Source organism: Halomonas sp. 11-S5, assembly GCF_029889825.1.
Classification (GTDB): Bacteria; Pseudomonadota; Gammaproteobacteria; order Pseudomonadales; family Halomonadaceae; genus Halomonas.
Map to the genome: position 1 here is coordinate 121,739 of NZ_JARANW010000005.1, position 22,298 is coordinate 144,036.

Below are 22,298 nucleotides of genomic sequence, written 5' to 3' on the forward strand. Positions count from 1 at the left end.
ACCCAAGACGGAGCTAGGGGCTGGCTCAAGCAGACGATGCTCTGCCCTCTTGGCCTCTTGGCCTCTTGGCCTCTTGGCCTCTTGGCCTCTTGGCCTCTTGGCCTCTTGGCCTCTTGGCCTCTTGGCCTCTTGGCCTCTTGGCCTCTTGGCCTCTTGGCCTCTTGGCAGACGATGTTCCACGTGAAACACTCCTGCTGCAAAGACAATCCACCCTAGGAAACTGCCACCATGCCCGCAGCCGACCGGCTCGTGATCCTCGACCGCGATGGCGTCATCAACCAGGACTCCGACGAGTACGTGAAGTCCCTGGAGGAATGGATCCCCTACCCTGCCGCCATCGAGGCCATCGCCAGGCTCAGCCGTGCCGGATGGACGGTGGCCGTCGCTACCAACCAGTCCGGCATTGCCCGCGGCTACTATGACGTGGAGATGCTAGAGGCCATCCATGACCGGCTCCGCGAACTGGTTCGCGAGGCCGGCGGGGAGATTGCCCATATCGCCCACTGTCCTCATGGGCCGGATGACGGCTGTGGGTGCCGCAAACCCTTGCCTGGCCTGCTGGAAGAAGTCCGGGAGGCATTATCGATGGAGGATCTTAGCGGCAGCTGGATGGTCGGCGATAGCCTGCGCGACCTGCAAGCCGGCGAGCCATTGGGTTGCAAGCCGGTGCTGGTCCGCACCGGCAAGGGTCGCCGGACGGAGGAAAAGGGGGAAGGGCTCGACGGCGCGATGGTCTTCGATGACCTGGCCGCCTTCGTGGATTGGCTTCTGGCCCGGGGAGACAGCGACGAGCAAAGCCGTCCGGCCAGAAAGACAGCACGCTGAATGCGACAAGGCCGGCCCTCATGGCCGGCCTTGTCGTTGTGTTGCACTCAGGCGGTGTGATGTTTCACGTGGAACATGTTGCCTCGGATATCAGATATCCAGGTTGGCCACAAGCGCATAGCGTTCGATGAAGTCGCGCCGGGGTTCGACCTCGTCACCCATCAGCGTATTGAACATCATGTCGGCGGCAACCGCATCCTCGATGGAGACCCGCAGCATGCGACGGGTATCCGGGTTCATGGTCGTTTCCCAGAGCTGATCCGGGTTCATCTCGCCCAGCCCCTTGTAGCGCTGGATGGAGAGGCCACGCTGGGCCTCGGCCATCAGCCATGCCAGGGCATCATAAAAGGTCGCGACGGGCTTCTGTCGCTCCCCGCGAGCCACATAGCTGCCCTCCTCCATCAGGCCATCCAGTGTCCCACCCAGGCCTGCCATGGCGGAATAATCGGCACTGGTGAAGAAATCGATACCCCAGACATAGTCGGTAGTGACGCCATGGGCCGTCAGCGTCACCGCCGGGAGGAAGACGCCACGCTCGTCCTCCTCCTCGAGGCGGAAGGTATAACGCGGCCCTCCTTCGTAGGAGACCAGCGCATCCATCTCGCCCTGCAGGTACTCGATCCAGTTCTGCATGGTGACGCGGTCGCGCAGGCTCTGCTCGCCGTCGAGATGCGCCGCATGGACGATCTTGCGCAGTACCACATTGGGGTAGACGCGCGACAGACGATCGATGCGCTTCATCACGTCACGATACTGGTTGACGAGGGCCTCCAGCTGGGAGCCGCCGATGCCGGGCGCATCCGCGTTGACATGCAGCCGGGCCCCGTCGAGTGCGGTCGTCGTCAGGTAGTCGACCATCGCCTGCTCGTCCTTGAGATAGAGCTCCTGCTTGCCGCGCTTGATCTTGTAGAGCGGCGGCTGGGCGATGAACACATGCCCCCGCTCGATGAGCTGCGACATCTGGCGGAAGAAGAAGGTCAGCAGCAGGGTCCGGATGTGTGACCCGTCCACGTCAGCATCGGTCATGATGATGATGGAGTGATAGCGCAGCTTGTCGGGATCGAACTCCTCGCGGCCGATACCGCAGCCCAGGGCCGTGATCAGAGTGCCGACCTCGGCCGAGGAGAGCATCTTGTCGAAGCGCGCCTTCTCGACGTTGAGGATCTTGCCCTTGAGGGGCAGGATCGCTTGGGTGCGACGATCCCGCCCCTGCTTGGCGCTGCCGCCAGCCGAGTCACCCTCGACGAGGAAGAGCTCAGAGAGGCTGGGGTCCTTCTCCTGGCAGTCGGCCAGCTTGCCGGGCAGGCCCGCGATGTCCAGGGCTCCCTTGCGGCGCGTCATGTCACGCGCCTTACGCGCCGCCTCGCGGGCCCGGGCCGCATCCAGCATCTTGTTGACGATGGCCTTGGCCTCATTGGGCTTCTCGACCAGATATTCCGAAAACAGCCGGCCCATCTCCTGCTCCACCGCGGTCTTGACCTCGGAGGAGACCAGCTTGTCTTTGGTCTGGGCGGAGAACTTCGGATCCGGCACCTTCACGGAGATGATCGCGGTCAGACCCTCGCGGGCATCGTCACCGGAGGTGTTGACCTTGGACTTCTTGAGCAGCCCCTCGGCCTCGATATAGTGGTTCAGCGAGCGGGTCAGTGCCGCGCGGAAGCCGGCCAAGTGGGTGCCGCCATCCCGCTGAGGGATATTGTTCGTGTAGCAGAAGATATTCTCGGAGAAGGTATCATTCCACTGCATCGCCACTTCCACTCCGACGCCGTCGTCGCGTTCGGCATTGAAGTGGAACACCGGATTGAGCACCGTCTTGTTGGTGTTCAGGTAATTGACGAAGGCCTTGAGGCCACCCTCATAGTGGAACAACTCCTCCTTTCCGCTGCGCTCATCCATCAGGCGGATGGCCACACCCGAGTTGAGGAAGGAGAGCTCCCTGAGCCGCTTTGCCAGGATATCGTAGTGGAACTCGATGTTGTGGAAGGTTTCGGTCGAGGGGCGGAAGTGCACGCGGGTTCCGCTCTTCTCCGTCTTGCCCACCACCGCCAGCGGGGCATCGGGCACACCATGATGATAGATCTGTTCGTGTACCTGGCCCGCACGCCAGATGGTCAGCTTCAGCTCCTCGGACAGGGCATTGACGACCGAGACCCCCACGCCGTGCAGGCCGCCGGAGACCTTGTAGGAGTTGTCGTCAAACTTGCCGCCAGCATGCAGCACCGTCATGATCACCTCAGCCGCCGACACGCCTTCTCCCTCGTGGAGATCGGTCGGGACGCCGCGGCCATTGTCGGTCACGGTCACCGACTCGTCGGGATGGATGATGGCCCGGATCTCGCTGCAATGCCCGGCCAGGGCTTCATCGATGGAGTTGTCCACCAGTTCGAACACCATGTGGTGCAGGCCCGTGCCGTCGTCGGTGTCGCCGATGTACATGCCCGGCCGCTTGCGTACGGCATCCAGCCCCTTGAGGACCTTGATGCTCGATGAGTCGTAAGCCTGTTCGCTCATTGACTACTCCGTCATGAAGTCTGTCTGTCCATTGGCAGCAGCTGTCCCTGCCCCGATTCGGAATGTTTCACGTGGAACATCGCCACCTGGGTGTCCGGCTGCCAGAGGCCCGCCAAGGCATCGGGGTCGACGCTGGTGATGAACACCTGGCAGCGCATGCGCTCCAGCCAGCCGCAGAATACTCGGCGATGCTCGAGGTCCAGCTCGGCAGGCAGGTCGTCGATCAGGTAGATGCAGGTGCGGCCGGTGACCTGCTCGAGCAGGCGCCCCTGGGCCAGCTTCAGGGCACTCACCACCAGCTTCTGCTGACCGCGGGAGAGCACTTCCACCGCCGGACGCTTGCCGAGACGGATACCCAGCTCTGCTCGCTGCGGCCCCTGCTGGGTAAAGCCCATATGACGATCGGTGTCGCGTCCGTGGCCAAGGATGTCCGCGAGCTCACGCTTGCGGTCCCAGCCGCGCGAATAGCGCAGCGTCAGCCCGGGTAGCGCGACCAGCTCGGCCAGCGTGTCCTCGAACACCGGCAGGAACATCCCGACCCATTCGCGACGCATGCCGTCCAAGCGGTCGCTCCAGTGCACCAGCTCCTGTTCCCAGGCATCCAGGGAAGCATCTGTCATTCTACCATGCCTGAGAAGGGCATTCCGATGTTTCAGCGCGCGCCGAAAGCGTCGCCAGACATCGAGGAAGTCATGTTTCACGTGAAACACGCCCCAGTCGAGAAACTCGCGGCGGCCGACCGGCGGCCCCTCCAGGAGACGGAAGGCATCGGGATTGATCAGCTGCAGCGGCAGGGTCTCCACCAGGCGCGAGACGCGTTCCAGACGCTCACCCGCCAGGCGCATCTCCCGCTCGCCACCCTCGCGATGCCGGCGTATGCCGATGGTCACCGCCGGATCGCCGGACAGGCGGCCATGCAACGTCATGGCGTCGGCATCGTGAGTGACGGCATGACGCAGCTGGCGGGCGCGAAAGGAACGCCCCATGCCGAGGACATGAATCCCTTCCAGCAGGCTGGTCTTGCCGCTGCCGTTGGCCCCGGTGAACAGATTGATGCGTGGGCCCGGGGTCATGTCCACGGCCTGCAGGTTGCGCAGGCCGTGGAAGGCGAGGCGTTCGAGAGGCATCAGGCAGGATCGACTATGGCGGTGGTGGCGCCCGGCACGGGCACCACCAGCCGGCGCATCAAAGACGCATCGGCATGACGACGTACATGGCATCGCCGCCGCCGGGTTCTTCCATCAGCGCACTGCTGTTGGGGTCGGCCAGGGTCATCTGCACCCGATCCTCGTCCAGCACGCCGAGCACGTCGACGAGATAGCCGACATTGAAGCCGATCTCCATGGCCGGCCCGCTGTACTCGATGGCGACGTTCTCCTCGGCCTCTTCCTGCTCGGGGTTGTTGGCCATCACCCGTAGGTTGCCCTCCTCGAGATTCAGGCGCACGCCGCGGTACTTCTCGTTGGAGAGGATGGCCGTACGCGACAGCACCTGACGCAGCTCGGCACGGTCCGCGATGATGACCTTGTCACCACCGCGTGGCACGACCCGTTCGTAGTCGGGGAACTTGCCATCCACCAGCTTGGACGTGAAGGTGAAGTCTCCGGTATGGGCCCGCACATGGCTGGCACCGAGGGTCAGACTCACCGGCTCCTCGCCATCATCGAGCAGGCGCACCAGCTCCAGGACCCCCTTGCGCGGCACGATCAACTTCTGGGCGGGCTCCACCTGGATCTCTGCCGGACGCGAGCAGACGGCCAGGCGATGGCCGTCGGTGGCCACGGTGCGCACCAGATTGTGGCCCAGCTCGAGCAGCATGCCATTGAGGTAATAACGGACGTCCTGCTGGGCCATGGCGAAGGAGGTCGCATCGATCAGATGTTTCAGGGTGCCCCGCGGCAGACTGAGCTCGACGTTGCCCGGGTCATCCTCAATATTGGGAAACTCGGCCACCGGCAGGGTCGAGAGGGTGAAGCGCGAGCGACCGCTGCGCAGTACCGCCCTGCCCTCCTCGAGGGATAGCTGGATCTCCGACTGGTCCGGCAATGACTTGCAGATATCCATGAGCTTGCGGGCAGGCACCGTCGCCGATCCCGGCTCCTCCACCAGGCTGGCGGCGGTGCGACCGATCAGCTCTACCTCGAGATCGGTGCCGGTAAGGGACACCTGATCCTGGTCGACCTGAATCAGCACGTTGGAGAGTACCGGAAGGGTCTGGCGTCGCTCCACCACGCCGGCAACCAGCGTCAACGGGCGCAGCAGCGCTTCTCGGGAGATGGAAAATTTCATGTCGGCTCCACTACTTGTCCTGGAGGAATTGAGGCCGGCGACCGACCGCTGGTGTTCCGTTCAGCTGGTCAACAGCCGCAGCAGATTCTTGTAGTCCTCGCGGATATCCGCGCTCTCCTCCTGCAATGCCTTCACCTTGCGGCAGGCATGCAGTACCGTGGTGTGATCGCGGCCACCGAAGGCATCTCCGATCTCCGGGAGGCTATGGTTGGTCAGCTCCTTGGCCAGGGCCATGGCGACCTGCCGGGGCCGGGCCACCGAGCGCGAACGGCGCTTGGAGAGCAGGTCGGCAAGTTTGATCTTGTAGTACTCGGCCACGGTGCGCTGGATATTGTCCACACCGACTTGCTTGTCCTGAAGGGCCAGCAGGTCCTTAAGGGATTCGCGGATGAAGTCCTGGGTAATCGTCTTGCCCATGAAGTGAGAGTCGGCGATCACTTTCTTCAGGGCACCCTCCAGCTCACGCACGTTGGAGCGGATCTTCTGGGCAATGAAGAAGGCGGCGTCGTGGGGCAAGTCGACCTTGGCCTGATCGGCCTTTTTCATCAGGATCGCCACCCGAGTCTCCAGCTCCGGCGGCTCGATGGCCACCGTCAACCCCCAGCCGAAGCGCGACTTCAGGCGCTCCTCTACCCCACTGATTTCCTTGGGATATCGATCAGATGTCAGGATCATCTGCTGGCCGCCCTCGAGCAGCGCATTGAAGGTGTGGAAGAACTCTTCCTGCGAGCGCTCCTTGCCGGCGAAGAACTGGATGTCATCGATCAGCAGGGCATCGACGCTGCGATAGAAGCGCTTGAAGTCGTTGATAGCGTTGAGCTGAAGCGCCTTGACCATGTCGGCCACGAAGCGCTCGGAATGCAGGTAGATCACCTGCGCATTCTGGCGTCGCGTCGCCAGGGCGTTGCCCACGGCATGCATCAGGTGGGTCTTGCCGAGGCCGACCCCCCCATAGAGGAACAACGGATTGTAGGCGCCGCCGGGATTTTCGGACACCTGACGGGAGGCAGCCCTGGCCAGCTGGTTGGACTTGCCCTCGACGAAGGTCTCGAAGGTGAAATTGGGATTGAGGCCACTATTGTGCTTGAGGCTCCCTTCCACCTGCACCTGGCGCTCGCCGCCACGTCGCTGGCCGCTTCTTTCCTCGCGCAGCTGATCGATCTCGCGCTCGTCCCCCACATCCCCCCGCGGCGTCACTTGAACCGCCGGGGCGACGGGGACACGAGCCGCCGAGACGGGATTGCCCAGCTCACGAGGCTGAGGGTTCGGCGCCGCGCGGCGACTGCCGACGGTCAGCACCACCTTCGGCGGCTTGGCGGGCGAGAGCTCGCGCATCAGCTCGCTGATCCGCTTGGCATACTTGTCGCTGACCCAGTCACGCACGAAGCGATTCGGCGCCAGCAGGCGCAACTGGTTGGACTCCCCTTCCTCCGCCTGAAGCGGACGGATCCAGGTATTGAACTGCTGAGAACTCAGTTCGGCCTGCAGGGTATCCAGACATTGTTGCCAAAGAGCCAGTGACACGCGACCTCACCATTGCATTGAAAACGACCGCCTATTGTATCGCCCAGGCGGCGGGTTATCCACACGCCCCTCGCCGTGACGTGATCTGTGGAAAACCCTCTGCAACCCACCGAGAAACCGCGTGCTGCCGATGTCGGAACCCACGAATTCGGCCTGCCCGGCCGACGGCCGGGACAGGCCGTCCCCGCGGCATCCCCACCTTGTCCACAGCAAAACATTATCAGCAACATATTGATATTAATAGACTATAAAGGATTACTCACAATACATATCCCCAATAGTGATAACAGGGCCAGATCCCCGGCGATGATCGCCTGGGGCCTCAACGACCGGACAGCCAGGCACCACATCCTGCCGACGGATCGGCCCCGAGCAGTGCTGCTATCTGCGATAGCTCTGTCGAGACGCACGGAAGAATTGCACCCCGAGGCTGAAATCACTACAATTTCCGGTCTTGAACCGAATACCCCCGGAGCCGCCAGCGGCATCCGGATGCCTCCGAATGATCGATTCGTACCGAAAACCACGTGGGAATAACGAGTTATGAAACGTACTTTTCAGCCCAGCGTCCTCAAGCGCAAGCGCGTGCATGGCTTCCGTGCGCGCATGGCCACCAAGAATGGTCGTGCCGTACTGGCCCGTCGCCGTGCCAAGGGCCGCAAGCGTCTGAGCGCCTGACCGCGGCCCTCGCGTGTCCACTCAGGGCTATCCCCAGCAGTTGCGACTGCTGACAGCCGGGGATTATCGACGTGTCTTCGAAACGGCTGCATTCAAGGTCCACGGCAAGGGGCTGATGGCCCTGGCCTCTCCCAATGAGCGAGGTCATCCGCGACTCGGTTTGATCTTCAGCAAGAAGAACGTCCGCAGAGCCGTCGACCGAAACCGCCTCAAGCGCATCGTGCGTGACTCCATCCGGCTTCAGCAGCATCGCCTGCCCTCGGTGGATATCGTGGTGCTGGCAAGACGAGGAGTCCATGAACTGGACAATGCCACTGTGCATCGCCAGCTCCACGGGATGTGGCGTCGCCTGGAGCGAGAGGCGCGCAAGTCGTCCCACGGGAAGGACTTGCTCATCCAGGAGAGCGGTGACGCGGGTCGCGAACGATGACCGGCACCCCAGCGTGCCAGTGCATCCCGGAGCCCGCATGAGCATCACCACTGCCATCTGCGCTGCGACCCTCCACGCTGACGTATCGAATGCCGCCAGCCTGCACGCGTTATCCAGCCTGCCTCCGGCAGGCTTTCGTGTATCTCGGGTGTGCGACCTGCGTTGCGCCATCGGAATGTTCACTACCCATCGGGCAGACCCCTCATGGACGTAAAACGACTTCTCCTCGTAATTCCCCTGGCGATACTCGCCTACCTGCTGATCGTCCAGTGGAATCAGGACTACGGACAGGTGGCCCCTGAGCCGCAAGCTCCCGCCGTCACGAGCAGTGCCCCGGAAGGGGCTCGCCAGGACCCGGCCTCCTCGGGTAGCGATGATCTCTCGGTACCCGCGACCAACGGCTCGGCGGACGACATGACCGGAGAGATTCCCGGCGAGCCCGCCTCTGCGTCGGGCAGCCGTGATCTGGTCGCCGTCGTCACCGACGTGCTCGATGTACGCATCGACCCCCAGGGCGGGGACATCGTCTATGCCGCGCTGCCCCAACATCGCTTCAGCCTCGATTCCGAACGGCCCTATGTGCTGCTATCCGACAGCGAGAGTCGCAGCTATGTGGCGCGCTCCGGCCTTCAGCTCGAGGGCCACGAAGGCCGCATCACCTTCACCCCCGAGGCGACCGAATATCGGCTGGGCAAGAACGACGAGCGCCTCGAGGTCGACCTGGCCGCCGAGGTGAATGGCGTGGAGGTGATCAAGCGCTTCACCTTCGAGCGTGACAGCTACGCGGTGGACGTGAACTACTTCCTGGCCAACAACACCGCGGAGCCGGTCACGGCTCGCTTCATCGGCCAGCTGGCCCGCGACAACAGCAGCGACCCCTCCAGCGGTCCCAAGATGGGCATGCGCTCCTATCTCGGCGCCGCCTACTCCACCCCGGAGGATCGCTATCTGAAAGTCAGCTTCGAGGAGATTCAGGAAGGCGCCTTCAACAACCGCGACGTCGAAGGCGGCTGGGTCGCCATCATCCAGCACTACTTCACCTCGGCCTGGGTCCCCCCTCAGAACCAGCAGAACCTCTATTACGCCACCACCGACGCCCGCAGCCGCAATGTGGCCGCCTTCGCCGGCCCCACCAGCAGCGTGGCAGGCAACGGGGAGGGGATACTGGGGGCAACCCTCTACATGGGGCCCAAGGTGCAGGAGCGGCTGGAAGCCGTGGCCCCCCACCTGGAGCTGACGGTGGACTTCGGCTGGCTGTGGTTCATCGCCAACCCGTTGTTCTGGCTGCTGGACCATATCCACGACCTGATCGGCAACTGGGGCTGGTCCATCATCCTGCTGACCATGCTGGTGAAGACAGCGCTGTGGCCGCTCTCCGCCAAGGCCTACAAGTCCATGGCCCGCATGCGCAAGCTGGGCCCGGAAATGCAGCGCCTCAAGGAGCAGTTCGGCGACGACCGCCAGAAGATGTCCCAGGAGATGATGAAGTTCTACCAGAAGGAGAAGATCAATCCCCTGGGCGGTTGCCTGCCGATCCTGGTGCAGATGCCGGTGTTCATCGCCCTCTACTGGATGCTGCTGGAATCCGTGGAGCTGCGTCACGCACCCTTCATGTTCTGGATCCAGGACCTGTCGGTGAAGGATCCGTTCTTCATCCTGCCGATCCTGATGGGCGCCTCGATGTTCGTCCAGCAGATGCTCAACCCGACGCCTCCGGATCCCATGCAGGCGAAGATCATGAAGATGCTGCCGATCGTCTTCACCTTCTTCTTCCTGTGGTTCCCGGCGGGCCTGGTCATCTACTGGGTAGTCAACAACTGCATCTCCATCGTTCAGCAGTACACGATCACCCGCAAGATCGAGGCCGACCCGAGTATCGGCAAGGGCATGAAGACCAAGTAGCGCGGTGCTCCTCTGCCACCTCCAGACCCCCGCCCCGGCGGGGGTCTGGCGTTTACGGGGCCCGCCCCGGACAATATCTCCCTTCTAGCAGAGGTGCCTCCGATGACCGCCAGTCTCCATGATCAGGACACCATCACCGCCCTGGCCACGCCACCGGGACGCGGCGGCGTGGGCATCATCCGCGTCTCCGGCCCCGCCTGCACGACGCTCGCCGAAGCCATGATCGGTCACTGTCCCGCCCCACGATACGCCCACTATGGTCCCTTTCGCGGCGAATCCGCGGTGATCGACGAGGGCATCGCGCTGTTCTTCCCCGGTCCCCACTCCTTCACCGGCGAGGACGTCCTGGAACTGCAGGGTCACGGCGGCCCGATGATCATGGACCTGCTGCTCGAGCGCTGCGTACAGCTGGGGGCACGGCTCGCCCGCCCCGGGGAGTTCTCGGAGCGCGCCTTTCTCAACGACAAGCTGGATCTGGCCCAGGCCGAGGCCATCGCCGACCTGATCGAAGCCAGTTCCCGGGGGGCGGCCGAGAACGCCCTGCGCTCCCTGCAGGGCGAGTTCTCGCGTCGCGTGGCATCACTTGTCCAGCGGCTGATCGAGCTGCGCATGTATGTCGAGGCGGCCATCGACTTCCCCGAGGAGGAGATCGACTTCCTCGCCGACGGGCATGTCGCCAGCCGGCTGGCCGCGGTCCAGTCGGCCCTGGCCGAAGTGCGGACCGCGGCCGGTCAGGGGGCCCTGATGCGGGAAGGCATGAGCGTGGTGATCGCCGGACGTCCCAATGCCGGCAAGTCGAGCCTGCTCAATGCGCTAACCGAGCAGGACACTGCCATCGTCACCGACATCGAGGGCACGACCCGCGACGTGCTGCGTGAGCATATCCACCTGGATGGCATGCCCCTGCACGTCATCGACACGGCCGGGCTGCGCGATACCCCGGACGCGGTGGAGAAGATCGGAGTGGCCCGGGCCTGGGAAGAGATCGAGAAGGCCGATCGGGTGCTGCTGCTGGTGGATGCCGCCACCACCGAGGCCATCGACCCCATGGCCATCTGGCCCGAATTCGTCGCACGCCTTCGGGACCCCTCGCGGCTGACGCTCGTGCGCAACAAGATCGACGCCAGCCACGAAGCCCCCGGCATCGATGCTGACACCGCCACTCCGGTGATCCGGCTGTCGGCCAGGAGCGGCGCGGGAGTGGATAGCCTCAAGGAGCACCTCAAGTCGGTGATGGGCTATGCCGCCACCACCGAAGGGCGTTTCTCGGCCCGGCGCCGGCACATCGAGGCCCTGGACCGGGCCCGCCAGGCCCTCGGCAACGGCGAGGCACAGCTCGCCGGCTACGGGGCCGGTGAGCTGCTTGCCGAGGACCTGCGCGACGCTCAGCAGGCCCTGGGGGAGATCACCGGGGAGTTCAGCGCGGATGATCTGCTGGGCGAGATTTTCGGCAGTTTCTGCATCGGCAAGTAGCCCCCTACTCCCCCTAGGGCTTTTGCAGTTAGCGTTGTGGCTTGGGGCTGATCCGTCGGCAGGTCTGCGAGGGGGCGCTGTGAACCCATCCCTGGGCGCTACCGACGCCATCCCTGGCGTAGGACCCCCTCTTCGACCTGTCCCCGGCGCCCCTCGCTAGACCCAACTACGATTGCCCTGCTATTCCTCCACCCACCAGTCACCAGTATGGCGGCAGGTCGCCCCCAGCAGCGGCGTGACCTGGCGCATGGCGGCTTCCAGCCGCGTATCCAGCCCCCAGGGCGGATTGATCACCAGCATGCCGCTGCCGACCATGCCCCGCTCGCCCTCCTCCGCCTCGCGCAGCCTCAGCTCGCTGCGCCAGATCTTGCGCAGGCCGCCCTCGCGCAGCCCTTCCAGCAGTTCACGATGGCGGCCGAGCGGCAGCAGGGGGTACCACACCAGCACGATGGCATGTCGGGCCCGGCGCATGGCCTCGAGCACCGCATCAACCACCTCGCCATACTCCGCCTTGCGCTCGTAGCTGGGGTCGACCAACACGCACAGCCGCGGGGTGGCCACCGGCAGGCGCTTCACCAGCCCCTCGAGGCCGTCGCCATGGATGCGCTGCACATTGTCGGGCAGTGTCTGGCGAGCCAGGTGACCATGCTCACCGGGGTGCAGTTCGAAGAGCATCAGCCGGTCACTGGCACGCAAGCGGTCCGAGAGCCACCAGGGCGAGCCAGGATAGTGGTCCAGCCGGCCGTCCCGCGCCTGGACCCGCCCGACAGCGGCGAGCCAGTCGCCGAGCAGCGGGTCGTCACCCAGGCGCGCCCTCGCCTGCCATAGCCGGGCAATGCCTTCACGATACTCACCGAGCCGCGCGGTCTCCTCGGCCGCCAGCGGGTAGAGGCCGCGACCAGCATGGGTATCCATGTACGTAATGGGTGATTTCTTACGTAACAAGTGGTCGATGACCGCGAACAGCATCAGATGCTTGTGAACGTCGGCGAAATTGCCCGCATGATAGGCATGCTGATAGGAAAGCATGAAAGGAGATCCGTGAGTCGGCAGGACGAGAAGGCCCGCCACTGCACGGCAGTGACGGGCCCGGGTGGTACGGCTTCAGTAAGCCGAGTTACTGCTGCTGGAAGCGGTCCTCGATGGGCGACAGGGTGACCTCCACCCGACGGTTCTGGGCCCGGCCCTGATCGGAGTCGTTGCTGGCCACCGGCTGGTTCTCGCCATAGCCGCGCATGTTCAAGCGGTTGCGCGATACGCCGGACTGGGCCAGGTAGTTGCCCACCGAGTCGGCACGGCGCTCCGAGAGTCGCTGGTTGTAGCCGGCGTCGCCGGTGCTGTCAGTATGGCCGGCGATGTTGACCCGCGTATCGGGGTACTGCTGCAGCACCGAGGCCACGTCATTGAGGGCGTTGCGCGCATTGGGGGTCAGGTCGCTGGAGTCGAAGGCGAAGGTCACCTCGCTCGGCATGTTGAGCACGATGTCGTCACCGCGACGATCGACCCCGATACCGGTGCCCTGGGTGCTCTGACGCAGCTGCTGCTCCTGACGATCCATGTAGGCGCCGATGCCACCGCCGGCGGCGGCTCCCACGGCGGCGCCGATCAGGGCACGATCGCGGCGGCTGGTGCTGCCGTCACCACTGAGGGCACCGGCAGCGGCGCCCACGGCGGCGCCGATGGCCGCACCCGTTCCGGTCTGGCTACGCTGAGTCTGTCCGGTATAGGGATCGGTGGTGGTACAACCTACCAGCAGCGCGGCGGCGGCCAGCGGTGCCATCAGTCGGATGGATCTGATCATGGTGTCCTCTTCTCCTTGGGTTGGCGCGTGTCATCCTTCACTGGCTCACTTATCATCGATCAGAGCCAGCATCTCGTTCAAGAATAGTAGACCCTGAGGTGATGCCCTAAGCCAGTCGGCATCTTCCACAAGAAGTCCTTTTTTACGGGCCGTGACCAGCCTGGAAAGCAACGCACGCGACCCGCGTCCGGTATGGGCCCTCCAGGTCGACAGGGGCACTCCCTCCACCAAGCGCAGGGCATTCATGGCAAATTCCAGCGGCAGCTCGTGTTCGTCGATATCGGCGCGGCCTGCCACGAAACCCCGCGGGTCGTTGACCCGGCGCAGATAGGCCTCGGGCAGCCGCGATTTCCAGCGGCGCTGGATCTGCAGGCCCTCGGCTCCCGGGACACTGAGCTTGCCATGGGCACCGGCCCCGATCCCCAGATAGTCGCCGAAGCGCCAGTAATTGAGGTTGTGTCGCGAGCTCAGACCAGCACGGGCATAGGCGGAAATCTCATAGCGCTCGAGGCCGGCGGCCTCCAGGCGCTCGTGCCCCAGGTCCTGGATGTCCCACAGGACCTCCTCCACGGGCAGCTCAGGCGGAAAGGCGTGGAATTCGGTATTGGGCTCCAGGGTCAGCTGGTACCAGGACAGATGCTCAGGAGAGAGCGACAGGGCCTGGTCGAGATCGGCCAGCGCCAGCGTCGGCGTCTGTTGCGGAAGGCCGTGCATCAGGTCGAGGTTAAGGTTGTCGAAGCCCGCCTGACGCGCCTCCTCGACGGCCGCCACGGCATCGTCACCGCCATGGATACGCCCAAGCGCCGCCAGTTGCGCGTCCTGGAAGCTCTGCACGCCCAGCGACAGGCGGTTGATCCCCGCCGCCCGGTAGCCGGCGAAACGTCCCCGCTCCAGGGTACCGGGATTCGCTTCCAGGGTGATCTCGATGTCGGCTGCCAGCGGAAGCCGGCTCGCCACGGCCTGTAGCAGCCGCTCGTAGAAACCGGCCGACATCAGGCTTGGAGTACCGCCGCCGATGAAGATACTGACCAGCTCGCGCCCCGCGACCAGCGGCAGGTCAGCCTCGAGATCCGCGATCAGCGCCTCGAGGTAGCTCGCCTCGGGCAGCTCGGCGCTGCGTCCGACCCCATGGGAGTTGAAGTCGCAGTAGGGGCACTTGCGCACACACCAGGGCACGTGAAGATAGAGCGACAGCGGCGGCACGCCGGCCAATGGCGAAGAAGAAGGACTCATGGCTGGTCTTGCCCAGCGCCCATCGCCGCCACCAGCGCCTGCAGGGCCCGCCCGCGATGGCTGAGCCGGTTCTTCTGTTCGGCGCTGAGCTCGGCGGCACTCGCTCCCTGGTCGGGGAGCCAGAACAATGGGTCATAGCCGAAGCCCCCCTCACCGCGGGGAGCCTGCAGGATCTCGCCTTCCCAGCTACGCTGCACGATCAGCGGCACCGGGTCCTCGGCATGACGCAGCAGCACCAGCACGCACCAGTAACGGGCCCGGCGACACCCCTCCGACATCTCCGCGAGGGACGCCTGCAGCCGGGCGTTGTTGCGCTGATCGCTCTTCGGCTCGCCCGCATAGCGCGCGGAGTAGATGCCGGGCGCCCCGTTCAGCGCATCGACCTCCAGGCCGGAATCATCGGCCAGGGCAGGCAACCCGCTGAGGCGACTGGCTTCCCGGGCCTTGAGCAGCGCGTTCTCGACGAAGGTCAGGCCGGTCTCCGCGACGTCGGCCACGCCATAGTCGGCCTGGGGGCGCACGTCGACGCCCAGCGGGGCGAGCAGCTGGTGGAACTCGCGCAGCTTGCCGACATTGCCACTGGCCAGGACCAGCAGAGCTGGGGTCATGGTCGGTTCTCCAAACGGTCAGGGATAACCCATTCTACGAGCCGAGACCGGCAGGGGAAACGGTCGGGCCAGGGAGTATGGAAGCATGTCATCCATTTAGATGTCTTTTTTCATGCCAAATCATGAGATATCGAACCGCGAAACCCCGAGCACCAAGCTTAATTTCCTTGACAAACGGTCTCGGAGAGAGGAGTGGCCTAACCCTTTTCAGGGGGCAAGTGCTTGATCGGCCAACTTATCGGTCCACATAGAAGCAAAAGGGCGCATAAGTATATTTAATTATAACCAAACGTTCGTAACGAAAAATTACATTCTGTCCGAGACTAATAGCCAGTGTGGCGCTTGTGCCACGAATGGCTGATTGCCTCATCAGAAACTTAACCGCGCCTTGCGAAGGGGTTAGGACCATGGAACAGGGGAAGAGCCTGGTATTGCTGGTCACCGCCAACAACCCTCAGTCACAACTCTTCATCAACTATCTCCACGATCAGCTCGACTGCCCGGTCTCGGTCGTCGCGCCGGGAACGGAGTGGAAGGGCAAGGACACCGCACCGACCGTGGTGCTGCTCGATGCGGATCATATCGACGAGGCCACCATGCAGCAGTGGCATGTCAGGGCGGCCGAGGCCAGTGACATGTCACTGGCCGCCTTCAACCTTAGAGACGAGGAGCATGCCGTCGAGGTCCTCTCGGCCATGAACCTGCAGGGCGTCTTCTACCGCAGCGATTCGCTGGACATGATCTGCAAGGGGCTCTCGATCCTGCTGGAAGGCAACCTGTGGATGTCACGCTCGTTGATGACGCGAATGATTCAGTTCTTTCGCCGCCAGCAGCTTAACTCCTATCGGCCGGTCTGCGGCCTGACCCACCGGGAGCTGGAGATCATCGCCATGCTGGGGACGGGGGCCTCGAACATCGAGATCGCCGACCAGCTGTTCGTCAGCGAGCACACCGTCAAGTCCCATCTCTACAACATCTTCCGCAAGATCAAGGTGCACAACCGCCTCCAAGCGGTGAACTGGGCCCGCCAGAACCTCGGTGCCCCGCCACCTCTGGTGGGGCGCCGCCAGCGCGACGCTTCCCGCCAGGGCTCGCCTCACCCCTCCTGACCTCCTGAGCGGTCCTCAGGTCAACCGCACGTGATCCTGGATCAAGCCCGCCAGGGTCTCGGCGGCGTTGTCCGCCGTGGTATCGAGGTGCAGCAGGTGCAGGCGTTCCTCGTCGCCGAAGGCCTCGATATCGGCCCGCTGACGCGCCAGTATGGCGAGGCTCTGCTCGACCGGGACGCCGTGGCGCCGGGCGCGCTTGTCGATGCGCCGGCGCAGGGTGGCCTCATCGGCCTCGAAGCTAACCAGCAACACCGGCAGGCCCCGGGCCTCGGCTTGCTGGCGCAGGAGATCGCGCTGCTCGCGCTTCAGGAAGGTGCCATCGACGCAGGTCGGGAATCCCGCCTCCAGCAGCGCGCCGGCACATTCGGCCAGACTGCGGTAGGTGCGCTCGGAAGCCTCCCGGGAAAAGATGTCCACAGGCGGTTCCATCACGACCGCCTGTCGATCGATGCCATGAAGCCGTCGCCGCTCCACATCCGAGCAAAGGCGAACGGCGCCCAGGCGACCGACCAGGGTCCGGGTGAAACGGCTCTTGCCGCTGCCCGAGACACCGATGCCGATGATCAGCGGCGGGAAACGGAACTCGGCATAGGCCTCCGCCAGGTCCAGGTAGCCCCGGCACTCCCGCATGGTCTCAGCCAGCAGGGCAGGGCGTTCGCCATCCTCACCGGCCGCCTGATGGCGCTGCAGGGCGCGCCGCGCACCGGAAAGAGCCTCGACGACACGAAACACCGAGAGCAGGCGAGCCAGCTCGTAGTCCCCGGAGCGGCGCAGGTAGCCATCGAGGGCCTGGCGAGCCAGGCCGGCCTCGCCATGGGATTCCAGCCCCACCAGCAGCGCGGCCAGGTCGCTGCCCGGGTCGACGATGCCATCGCCCCCGGTGCCTTGGAGGTCCCGGCCGATGGCATTGGCCAGCAGCACCCGACCCTGGTCGCAGAGCCGACTGTCAGGATGCGCGACGGCCCAGCTGGCCGCCAGCATGTGCTCCCGGCGGGCCAGGAAGACCGGTGCCAGCCGCGCGAGATCCTGCTCGAGCCACTGCCGAAGACAGGCCAGACGCTGGCGATCCTCCTCCCCAGCAAGCAGTGGCTCGATGGCCGCCACTTCCCCGTCGAGTCGTTCGCGGAAGGCAACCAGCCCGGCATCTTCGGGGTGGGCCGCTCCGGACGAGTGGCGATGGAAGGCCACCAGCCGGTCGACCAACTCCTCCAGCTGCAGCGCCTCCTCGCAGAAGGCCGCATGTTCGGCATGTGTCTGGCGCATCTGGGGTCTCCCGCTATGGAGGGTGGAATCTCAGGCCCGCTGCATCGCCGCAAATGCCTTCTCGGCACCGTCCAGGGTCAACTGGATGTCCTCCGGAGCATGAGCACTGGACATGAAGCCGGCCTCAAAGGCCGATGGCGCCAGGTAGACCCCCTGGTCGAGCATCAAGGAGAAGAAGCGACGGAAAGCATCGCCGTCGCAGGCGGTGGCCTGGGCGAAGTTGTCGACCCGGCTCTGGCCGGTGAAGAAGACTCCGAACATGCCGCCGGCACGCTGGGTGATCATGTCGATACCCGCGGCATCGGCCCTCTGCTGGAGCCCGTGGCAAAGGGTCTCGACCCGCTGCGCCAGGGCGTCGTGGAAGCCCGGCTGGCGTAGCTTCCCGAGCAGCGCGATGCCGGCCGCCATGGCCAGCGGGTTGCCGGAGAGGGTGCCCGCTTGGTAGACGGGGCCGAGCGGCGAGATCATCTCCATGATCTCGCGACGACCGCCGAAGGCGCCCACCGGCATGCCGCCGCCGACGATCTTGCCCAGGCAGGTGAGGTCAGGCTCGATGCCATAGTGGGCCTGGGCCCCTCCCATCGCCACGCGGAAGCCAGTCATCACCTCGTCGAAGATCAGCACGCTGCCGTACTGGTCACAGACGCGGCGCAGGGTCTCCAGAAAGCCCGGCTGCGGGGGGATGCAGTTCATGTTGCCGGCCACCGGCTCGACGATGATGCAGGCCACCTCGCTGCCGATCTCCTCGAAGCACTCTTCGACGGCATCGGGATCGTTATAGGAGAGGGTCACGGTGTGCTCGGCCAAGGAGGCCGGCACCCCGGGGGAACTGGGTTCGCCGTGGGTCAGGGCACCCGAGCCGGCCTTGACCAGCAACGAGTCGGAGTGGCCGTGGTAGTTGCCCTCGAACTTGACGATCTTGTCGCGGCCGGTATAGCCCCGTGCCAGGCGGATCGCCGACATGGTGGCCTCGGTGCCGGAATTGACCATGCGCACCATCTCGATGGTGGGGATCATCTCGCAGATCAGGTCGGCCATGGTGGTCTCGATGGCCGTGGGGGTGCCGAAGGAGAGGCCGTTGTCGAGCCGTTCGCGCACCGCGCCCAGCACCTCAGGGTCGGCATGGCCGGTGATCATGGGCCCCCAGGAGCCGACGTAGTCGACATAGCGTTTGCCTTCCACATCGAAGAGATAGGCGCCCCGGGCACGCTCCATGAACACCGGAGGACGATCCATTCCCTTGAAAGCGCGAACCGGCGAGTTAACCCCGCCAGGAATGTGGCGGCAGGCCTGCTCGAAGAGCTGTGCGGATGTGGTCATGTCAACCTCTTGCCCTGTTGATGCGTGCCCGACCAGGCGGGCTGTGGATAGTTCTGTGTATAACCTTGTGGCGGGCGGTGAAGTGTCGGTGAATGTCGTCGAATGACGCTTGCCCGCTCCTCTGCCGGCTTCGTCCCATTCTCGTCTGCCAGGGGGGCGATGACCAGCCCGTCCCGTCATCCCGGCGGCGGCGTAGCGTCGATGGCGAGAAAGGAGGGCCTCGTCGGCAACTGCCAGAGGCGCCGTGGCAGCCACTGGTCATGTCCCGGCTGCCAGCCGCGGGCCAGCGCCTGCCAAGTGAAGGCCTGCGCCTGCTCGCAGGCCGTGACCAGTGACTCGCCCGCCGCCAGGCGCGCCGCCAGCGCACTCGCCAGGGTACAGCCCGAACCGTGGAAGCGCCCCGCGAGTCGCGGCCAGGTCCACTGCCGGCTGAGCTCCGGCGCATGCAGGGTATGCTCCACCCGATCGGCCGGAACCCGTCGCGCGGGGTGGTCGGTGCCGGTGACCAGCAGGGCCTGGCAACCGAGGGACATCAGCGTCACCGCCCGCTCGGTGTCATCGCCGAATTCGGTCCCCGCCAGCCGGGCCAGCTCCTGCCGGTTGGGGGTCAGGACATCCACTCGCGGCAGCAGATGGCGACGCATGGCATCGATGAGCTCGGCTGTGGACAAGTCACTGCCACCGCCGGCCCTGAGGACCGGATCCATCACCACCGGCACCCCGGGTCGACGCCGCAGGATATCCACCACGGCATCCAGCACGGCGCCATCCGGCACCAGGCCGATCTTGATCGCGGCGATCTCGAATTCATCCAGCGCCGCCACCATGGCGCCCAGGTCAGCGGCGGACACGGGCCTCACCGCGCTCACGTCCCGGCAGTTCTGCACCGTCAGCGCCGTGGGCACGGTCAGCGCCCAGCCGCCGCAGGCAGCCACCGCCTCGCTATCGGCGACCAGGCCGGCGCCACCGGTGGGGTCGTGACCGGACAGCACCAACACCGTCGGCAGGTGGGGCGTCAGTTCAGGGGGCCCGGCCATCAGAACGGCTTCAGCACGGCCAGGAAGATGATCAGCAGCAGGGCGATCACCGGCAGCTCGTTGAACCAACGGAAGAACACATGACCGCGTCGACAGCGCACTTCGGCGAACTGCTTCAGGTAGATCAGACAAAGATGGTGATAGCCCACCAGCAGCACCACCAGCAGTAGCTTGGCATGGATCCAGCCCTGGGTGAGCCAGCCGGGATTGAGCACCAGCAGGCCCCCCCCGAACAGCAGTACGGCGATCATCGACGGGGTCATGATCCCGCGGTAGAGCTTGCGCTCCATGACCAGGAAGTGATCGATGGCCTGCTGCTCTCCCCTGTCCCGGGCCATGGCGTGGTAGACGTACAGGCGCGGCAGATAGAACAGGGCAGCGAACCAGGTCACCATGGCCACCAGGTGCAGGGCCTTCATCCACAGATACATGACGACTCCTCAGCCGTGGGTCGAATCGGAAAAGCGGTAATAGCGCTCGATGGCGTCACGGGTGATGATACCGGAAATCCGCTTCTGCTTCGGCCGGTGACCGTGCTCCACGTAGAGGGCATCCAGCGCCTTGTCATTGAGCCGTTCGAAGGCCTCGGAGAGCGTCGCCTGCAGGTGGATCGGCGCCATGTCCAGGCGCTGGCCGGGGATCTCCAGCAGGTCCAGCAGGGCGCTATCGTCCTCCGACTCGGGCGTGTCGTGTTCCAGCAGCCAGCGGGCCAGGTCGGCCGCCTTGAGCGCCAAGGGAGGTTTGTCGTCCGTGGAACGCTCGATCAGCACCCAGGCGGGATTGGACTCGAGAAGAGCACTGGCCTGATCATGGGTCACCATGCGCGAGGTGCGCACCAGGCTACGCTCCATCACCGCCGGCACCGAGACCCGGGACAGCGCCTGCATCAGGGGCTGCTGCAGCGGATGCAGCCCCTGGCGAGTCAGGGAGAGGAAGAACCCCTGGCTGCGGCTCAGCTGCCGCGCCGTGAGGCTGGCCACCACCACCGCCAGCATCCCCGGCATGATGATGGAGGGATTGTGGGTGAGCTCGAGCAGGGCCATCAGGGCCGCCAGGGGCGCCTGCAGCACGGCCCCCATCATGGCGGCCATGCCCAACAGGGCATAGACCTCGGGTGCCGAGGCCCCCATCGGTAGCAAGACCTGGCCCGCCAGGCCACACAGGGCACCGGCCGCACCGCCGATCACCAGGGTGGGGCCGATGATGCTGATCGGGATGCCGCATGCCACGGTGAAGGCCGTAAGCAGCAGCTTACCGATGGCCACCGCCAGCAGCACGTCTACCGCGACGGCCCCGCCTAGCGTCTGCTGCAGTGTGTCGTAGCCCATCCCCTGCACCTCGGGGTACCACCAGGCCACCCCGGCCACCGCCAGCGCCGCCAGGGCGAAACGCGGCGCCATGGGCAGGCGCTGAAGCCGCTCGTGCCCTCGGGCCACATGCACGAAGAGGGCAGCCAGCAGCCCGATCAGCAGGGCAGTGGCCAGGATCCATGGCAGATCCAGCAGGGATCTCAGGTGCAGGTCGGGGATGCCGATGGCGGGTTCGGGCCCGTAGACCAGCTGGGCCACGACGGCGCCCATGAAAGAGGCCAGGATCACCGGCATAAAGCCGATGATGGTGTATTCCATCATCACCACTTCCATGGCGAAGATGACCCCGGCGATGGGCGTATTGAACGAGGCCGAGATGCCCGCCGCCGTACCGCAGGCCACCAGCACCCTGAGGCTGTTGTGGGGCAGGCGCAGGAACTGCCCCAGGCCGGTGGAGGCCGCCGCTCCCAGGTGGATCGCCGCTCCCTCGCGACCGGCGGAAAGCCCGCCGATCACCGACACCACGCCCACCCACCACTGGGTCAGCCAGTTGCGCAGCGGAAAGCGCCCCTGATGATAGGTCAACCGATCGATGACGTGGACCACGCCGATACGCCGCCTCTCAGGCGGCAGGCGAAAGAGCCACAGGCCGATCAGGACCGCCGCGGCCAGGGGCATCAGCACCCGCAGAGCCGGTGACAGGGCCTCGAAAGCCTCGGGATCGCCGCCGGGAAACAGCAGCATGCCACCCAGGGACAGTAACAGGCGAAACACCACCATCAGCCCGCCCGTCACCAGGCCCGACACCACACCCAGCACGCAGAGCTGCGGCAGGGCATCGACATTGGCCAACTGGCGACGGAAGCCTTCCAAGCTGAAGTCGGGTAGCGAGAGACGCGGCACGGCGACGATCCTGTTCGGCCTTGCGGGGGGGACCCGCCAGGCTGAGCCTGGGTAGGTCGCGTCTATCTTGTGTATCATATCC

The 22,298-nt window shown here is 65.0% G+C and carries 19 protein-coding genes; 6 read left to right on the forward strand and 13 right to left on the reverse strand.

What is annotated here, in order from left to right; genetic code table 11:
- Positions 1-228: 228 nt before the first annotated feature.
- On the forward strand, positions 229-825 hold the full coding sequence (gmhB, locus tag OP497_RS06015) for a D-glycero-beta-D-manno-heptose 1,7-bisphosphate 7-phosphatase (protein ID WP_280547197.1): 597 nt from the start codon (positions 229-231) through the stop codon (positions 823-825).
- Between the two features lie 90 nt (positions 826-915).
- Here the strand turns inward: gmhB and gyrB are convergent, their stop codons facing one another.
- From gyrB to dnaA, 4 genes are read right to left on the reverse strand one after another with little or no spacing between them, the layout of a single operon-like run.
- Complete coding sequence (gene gyrB, locus OP497_RS06020; RefSeq protein WP_280547198.1) at positions 916-3,336, reverse strand: DNA topoisomerase (ATP-hydrolyzing) subunit B; 2,421 nt, start codon at positions 3,334-3,336, stop codon at positions 916-918.
- An 11-nt stretch (positions 3,337-3,347) separates the two neighbouring features.
- On the reverse strand, positions 3,348-4,463 hold the full coding sequence (recF, locus tag OP497_RS06025; protein ID WP_280547199.1) for a DNA replication/repair protein RecF: 1,116 nt from the start codon (positions 4,461-4,463) through the stop codon (positions 3,348-3,350).
- 58 nt (positions 4,464-4,521) lie between these two features.
- Positions 4,522-5,625: a DNA polymerase III subunit beta gene (dnaN, locus tag OP497_RS06030; protein WP_280547200.1), complete on the reverse strand. Its 1,104-nt coding sequence runs from the start codon at positions 5,623-5,625 to the stop codon at positions 4,522-4,524.
- 60 nt (positions 5,626-5,685) lie between these two features.
- A complete protein-coding gene (gene dnaA / locus OP497_RS06035) occupies positions 5,686-7,149 on the reverse strand; it encodes a chromosomal replication initiator protein DnaA (RefSeq protein WP_280547201.1) in 1,464 nt (487 codons plus the stop codon).
- A 543-nt stretch (positions 7,150-7,692) separates the two neighbouring features.
- On the opposite strand from dnaA, the gene rpmH reads away from it, so the two are divergent.
- From rpmH to mnmE, 4 genes are all read left to right on the forward strand, one after another.
- A complete protein-coding gene (gene rpmH / locus OP497_RS06040; protein ID WP_010626003.1) occupies positions 7,693-7,827 on the forward strand; it encodes a 50S ribosomal protein L34 in 135 nt (44 codons plus the stop codon).
- Between the two features lie 13 nt (positions 7,828-7,840).
- Positions 7,841-8,257: a ribonuclease P protein component gene (gene rnpA / locus OP497_RS06045; RefSeq protein WP_280547203.1), complete on the forward strand. Its 417-nt coding sequence runs from the start codon at positions 7,841-7,843 to the stop codon at positions 8,255-8,257.
- A gap of 204 nt (positions 8,258-8,461) precedes the next feature.
- Positions 8,462-10,159 carry a membrane protein insertase YidC gene (gene yidC / locus OP497_RS06050; protein WP_280547204.1) on the forward strand — a complete coding sequence of 566 codons (1,698 nt, stop codon included), beginning with the start codon at positions 8,462-8,464 and terminating at the stop codon, positions 10,157-10,159.
- 102 nt (positions 10,160-10,261) lie between these two features.
- Positions 10,262-11,632: a tRNA uridine-5-carboxymethylaminomethyl(34) synthesis GTPase MnmE gene (mnmE, locus tag OP497_RS06055; protein WP_280547205.1), complete on the forward strand. Its 1,371-nt coding sequence runs from the start codon at positions 10,262-10,264 to the stop codon at positions 11,630-11,632.
- Positions 11,633-11,812: 180 nt separating this feature from the next.
- Here mnmE and rlmJ read toward each other — a convergent pair whose 3' ends face one another.
- The 4 genes from rlmJ to rdgB all read right to left on the reverse strand — a co-directional run bounded on the left by rlmJ (position 11,813) and on the right by rdgB (position 15,274).
- A complete protein-coding gene (rlmJ, locus tag OP497_RS06060) occupies positions 11,813-12,661 on the reverse strand; it encodes a 23S rRNA (adenine(2030)-N(6))-methyltransferase RlmJ (protein WP_280547206.1) in 849 nt (282 codons plus the stop codon).
- Positions 12,662-12,749: 88 nt separating this feature from the next.
- Complete coding sequence (locus tag OP497_RS06065) at positions 12,750-13,433, reverse strand: OmpA family protein (RefSeq protein ID WP_280547207.1); 684 nt, start codon at positions 13,431-13,433, stop codon at positions 12,750-12,752.
- 45 nt (positions 13,434-13,478) lie between these two features.
- On the reverse strand, positions 13,479-14,666 hold the full coding sequence (hemW, locus tag OP497_RS06070; RefSeq protein WP_280547209.1) for a radical SAM family heme chaperone HemW: 1,188 nt from the start codon (positions 14,664-14,666) through the stop codon (positions 13,479-13,481).
- The gene (gene rdgB / locus OP497_RS06075) at positions 14,663-15,274 is read right to left on the reverse strand and encodes an RdgB/HAM1 family non-canonical purine NTP pyrophosphatase (protein WP_280547210.1); all 612 of its coding nucleotides are present in this window, start codon (positions 15,272-15,274) and stop codon (positions 14,663-14,665) included. The genes hemW and rdgB overlap by 4 nt, the downstream gene beginning before the upstream one ends.
- Positions 15,275-15,681: 407 nt before the next feature.
- Between rdgB and OP497_RS06080 the strand changes: the two genes are divergently transcribed.
- The gene (locus tag OP497_RS06080) at positions 15,682-16,383 is read left to right on the forward strand and encodes a LuxR C-terminal-related transcriptional regulator (protein WP_280547211.1); all 702 of its coding nucleotides are present in this window, start codon (positions 15,682-15,684) and stop codon (positions 16,381-16,383) included.
- A gap of 15 nt (positions 16,384-16,398) precedes the next feature.
- Here OP497_RS06080 and OP497_RS06085 read toward each other — a convergent pair whose 3' ends face one another.
- From OP497_RS06085 to OP497_RS06105, 5 genes are all read right to left on the reverse strand, one after another.
- Entirely contained in the window at positions 16,399-17,646 is a 1,248-nt protein-coding gene (locus OP497_RS06085) for a bifunctional aminoglycoside phosphotransferase/ATP-binding protein (protein WP_280547212.1), read from the reverse strand.
- A 30-nt stretch (positions 17,647-17,676) separates the two neighbouring features.
- Positions 17,677-18,966 (reverse strand): glutamate-1-semialdehyde 2,1-aminomutase, encoded by a 1,290-nt coding sequence (gene hemL / locus OP497_RS06090; RefSeq protein WP_280547214.1) that lies wholly within the window; start codon positions 18,964-18,966, stop codon positions 17,677-17,679.
- Positions 18,967-19,142: 176 nt separating this feature from the next.
- Positions 19,143-20,003 (reverse strand): hydroxymethylpyrimidine/phosphomethylpyrimidine kinase, encoded by an 861-nt coding sequence (locus tag OP497_RS06095; protein ID WP_280547215.1) that lies wholly within the window; start codon positions 20,001-20,003, stop codon positions 19,143-19,145.
- Positions 20,003-20,434 (reverse strand): protoporphyrinogen oxidase HemJ, encoded by a 432-nt coding sequence (hemJ, locus tag OP497_RS06100; RefSeq protein WP_280547216.1) that lies wholly within the window; start codon positions 20,432-20,434, stop codon positions 20,003-20,005. The genes OP497_RS06095 and hemJ overlap by 1 nt, the downstream gene beginning before the upstream one ends.
- 9 nt (positions 20,435-20,443) lie before the next feature.
- On the reverse strand, positions 20,444-22,216 hold the full coding sequence (locus OP497_RS06105) for a chloride channel protein (RefSeq protein WP_280547217.1): 1,773 nt from the start codon (positions 22,214-22,216) through the stop codon (positions 20,444-20,446).
- Positions 22,217-22,298: the final 82 nt, after the last annotated feature.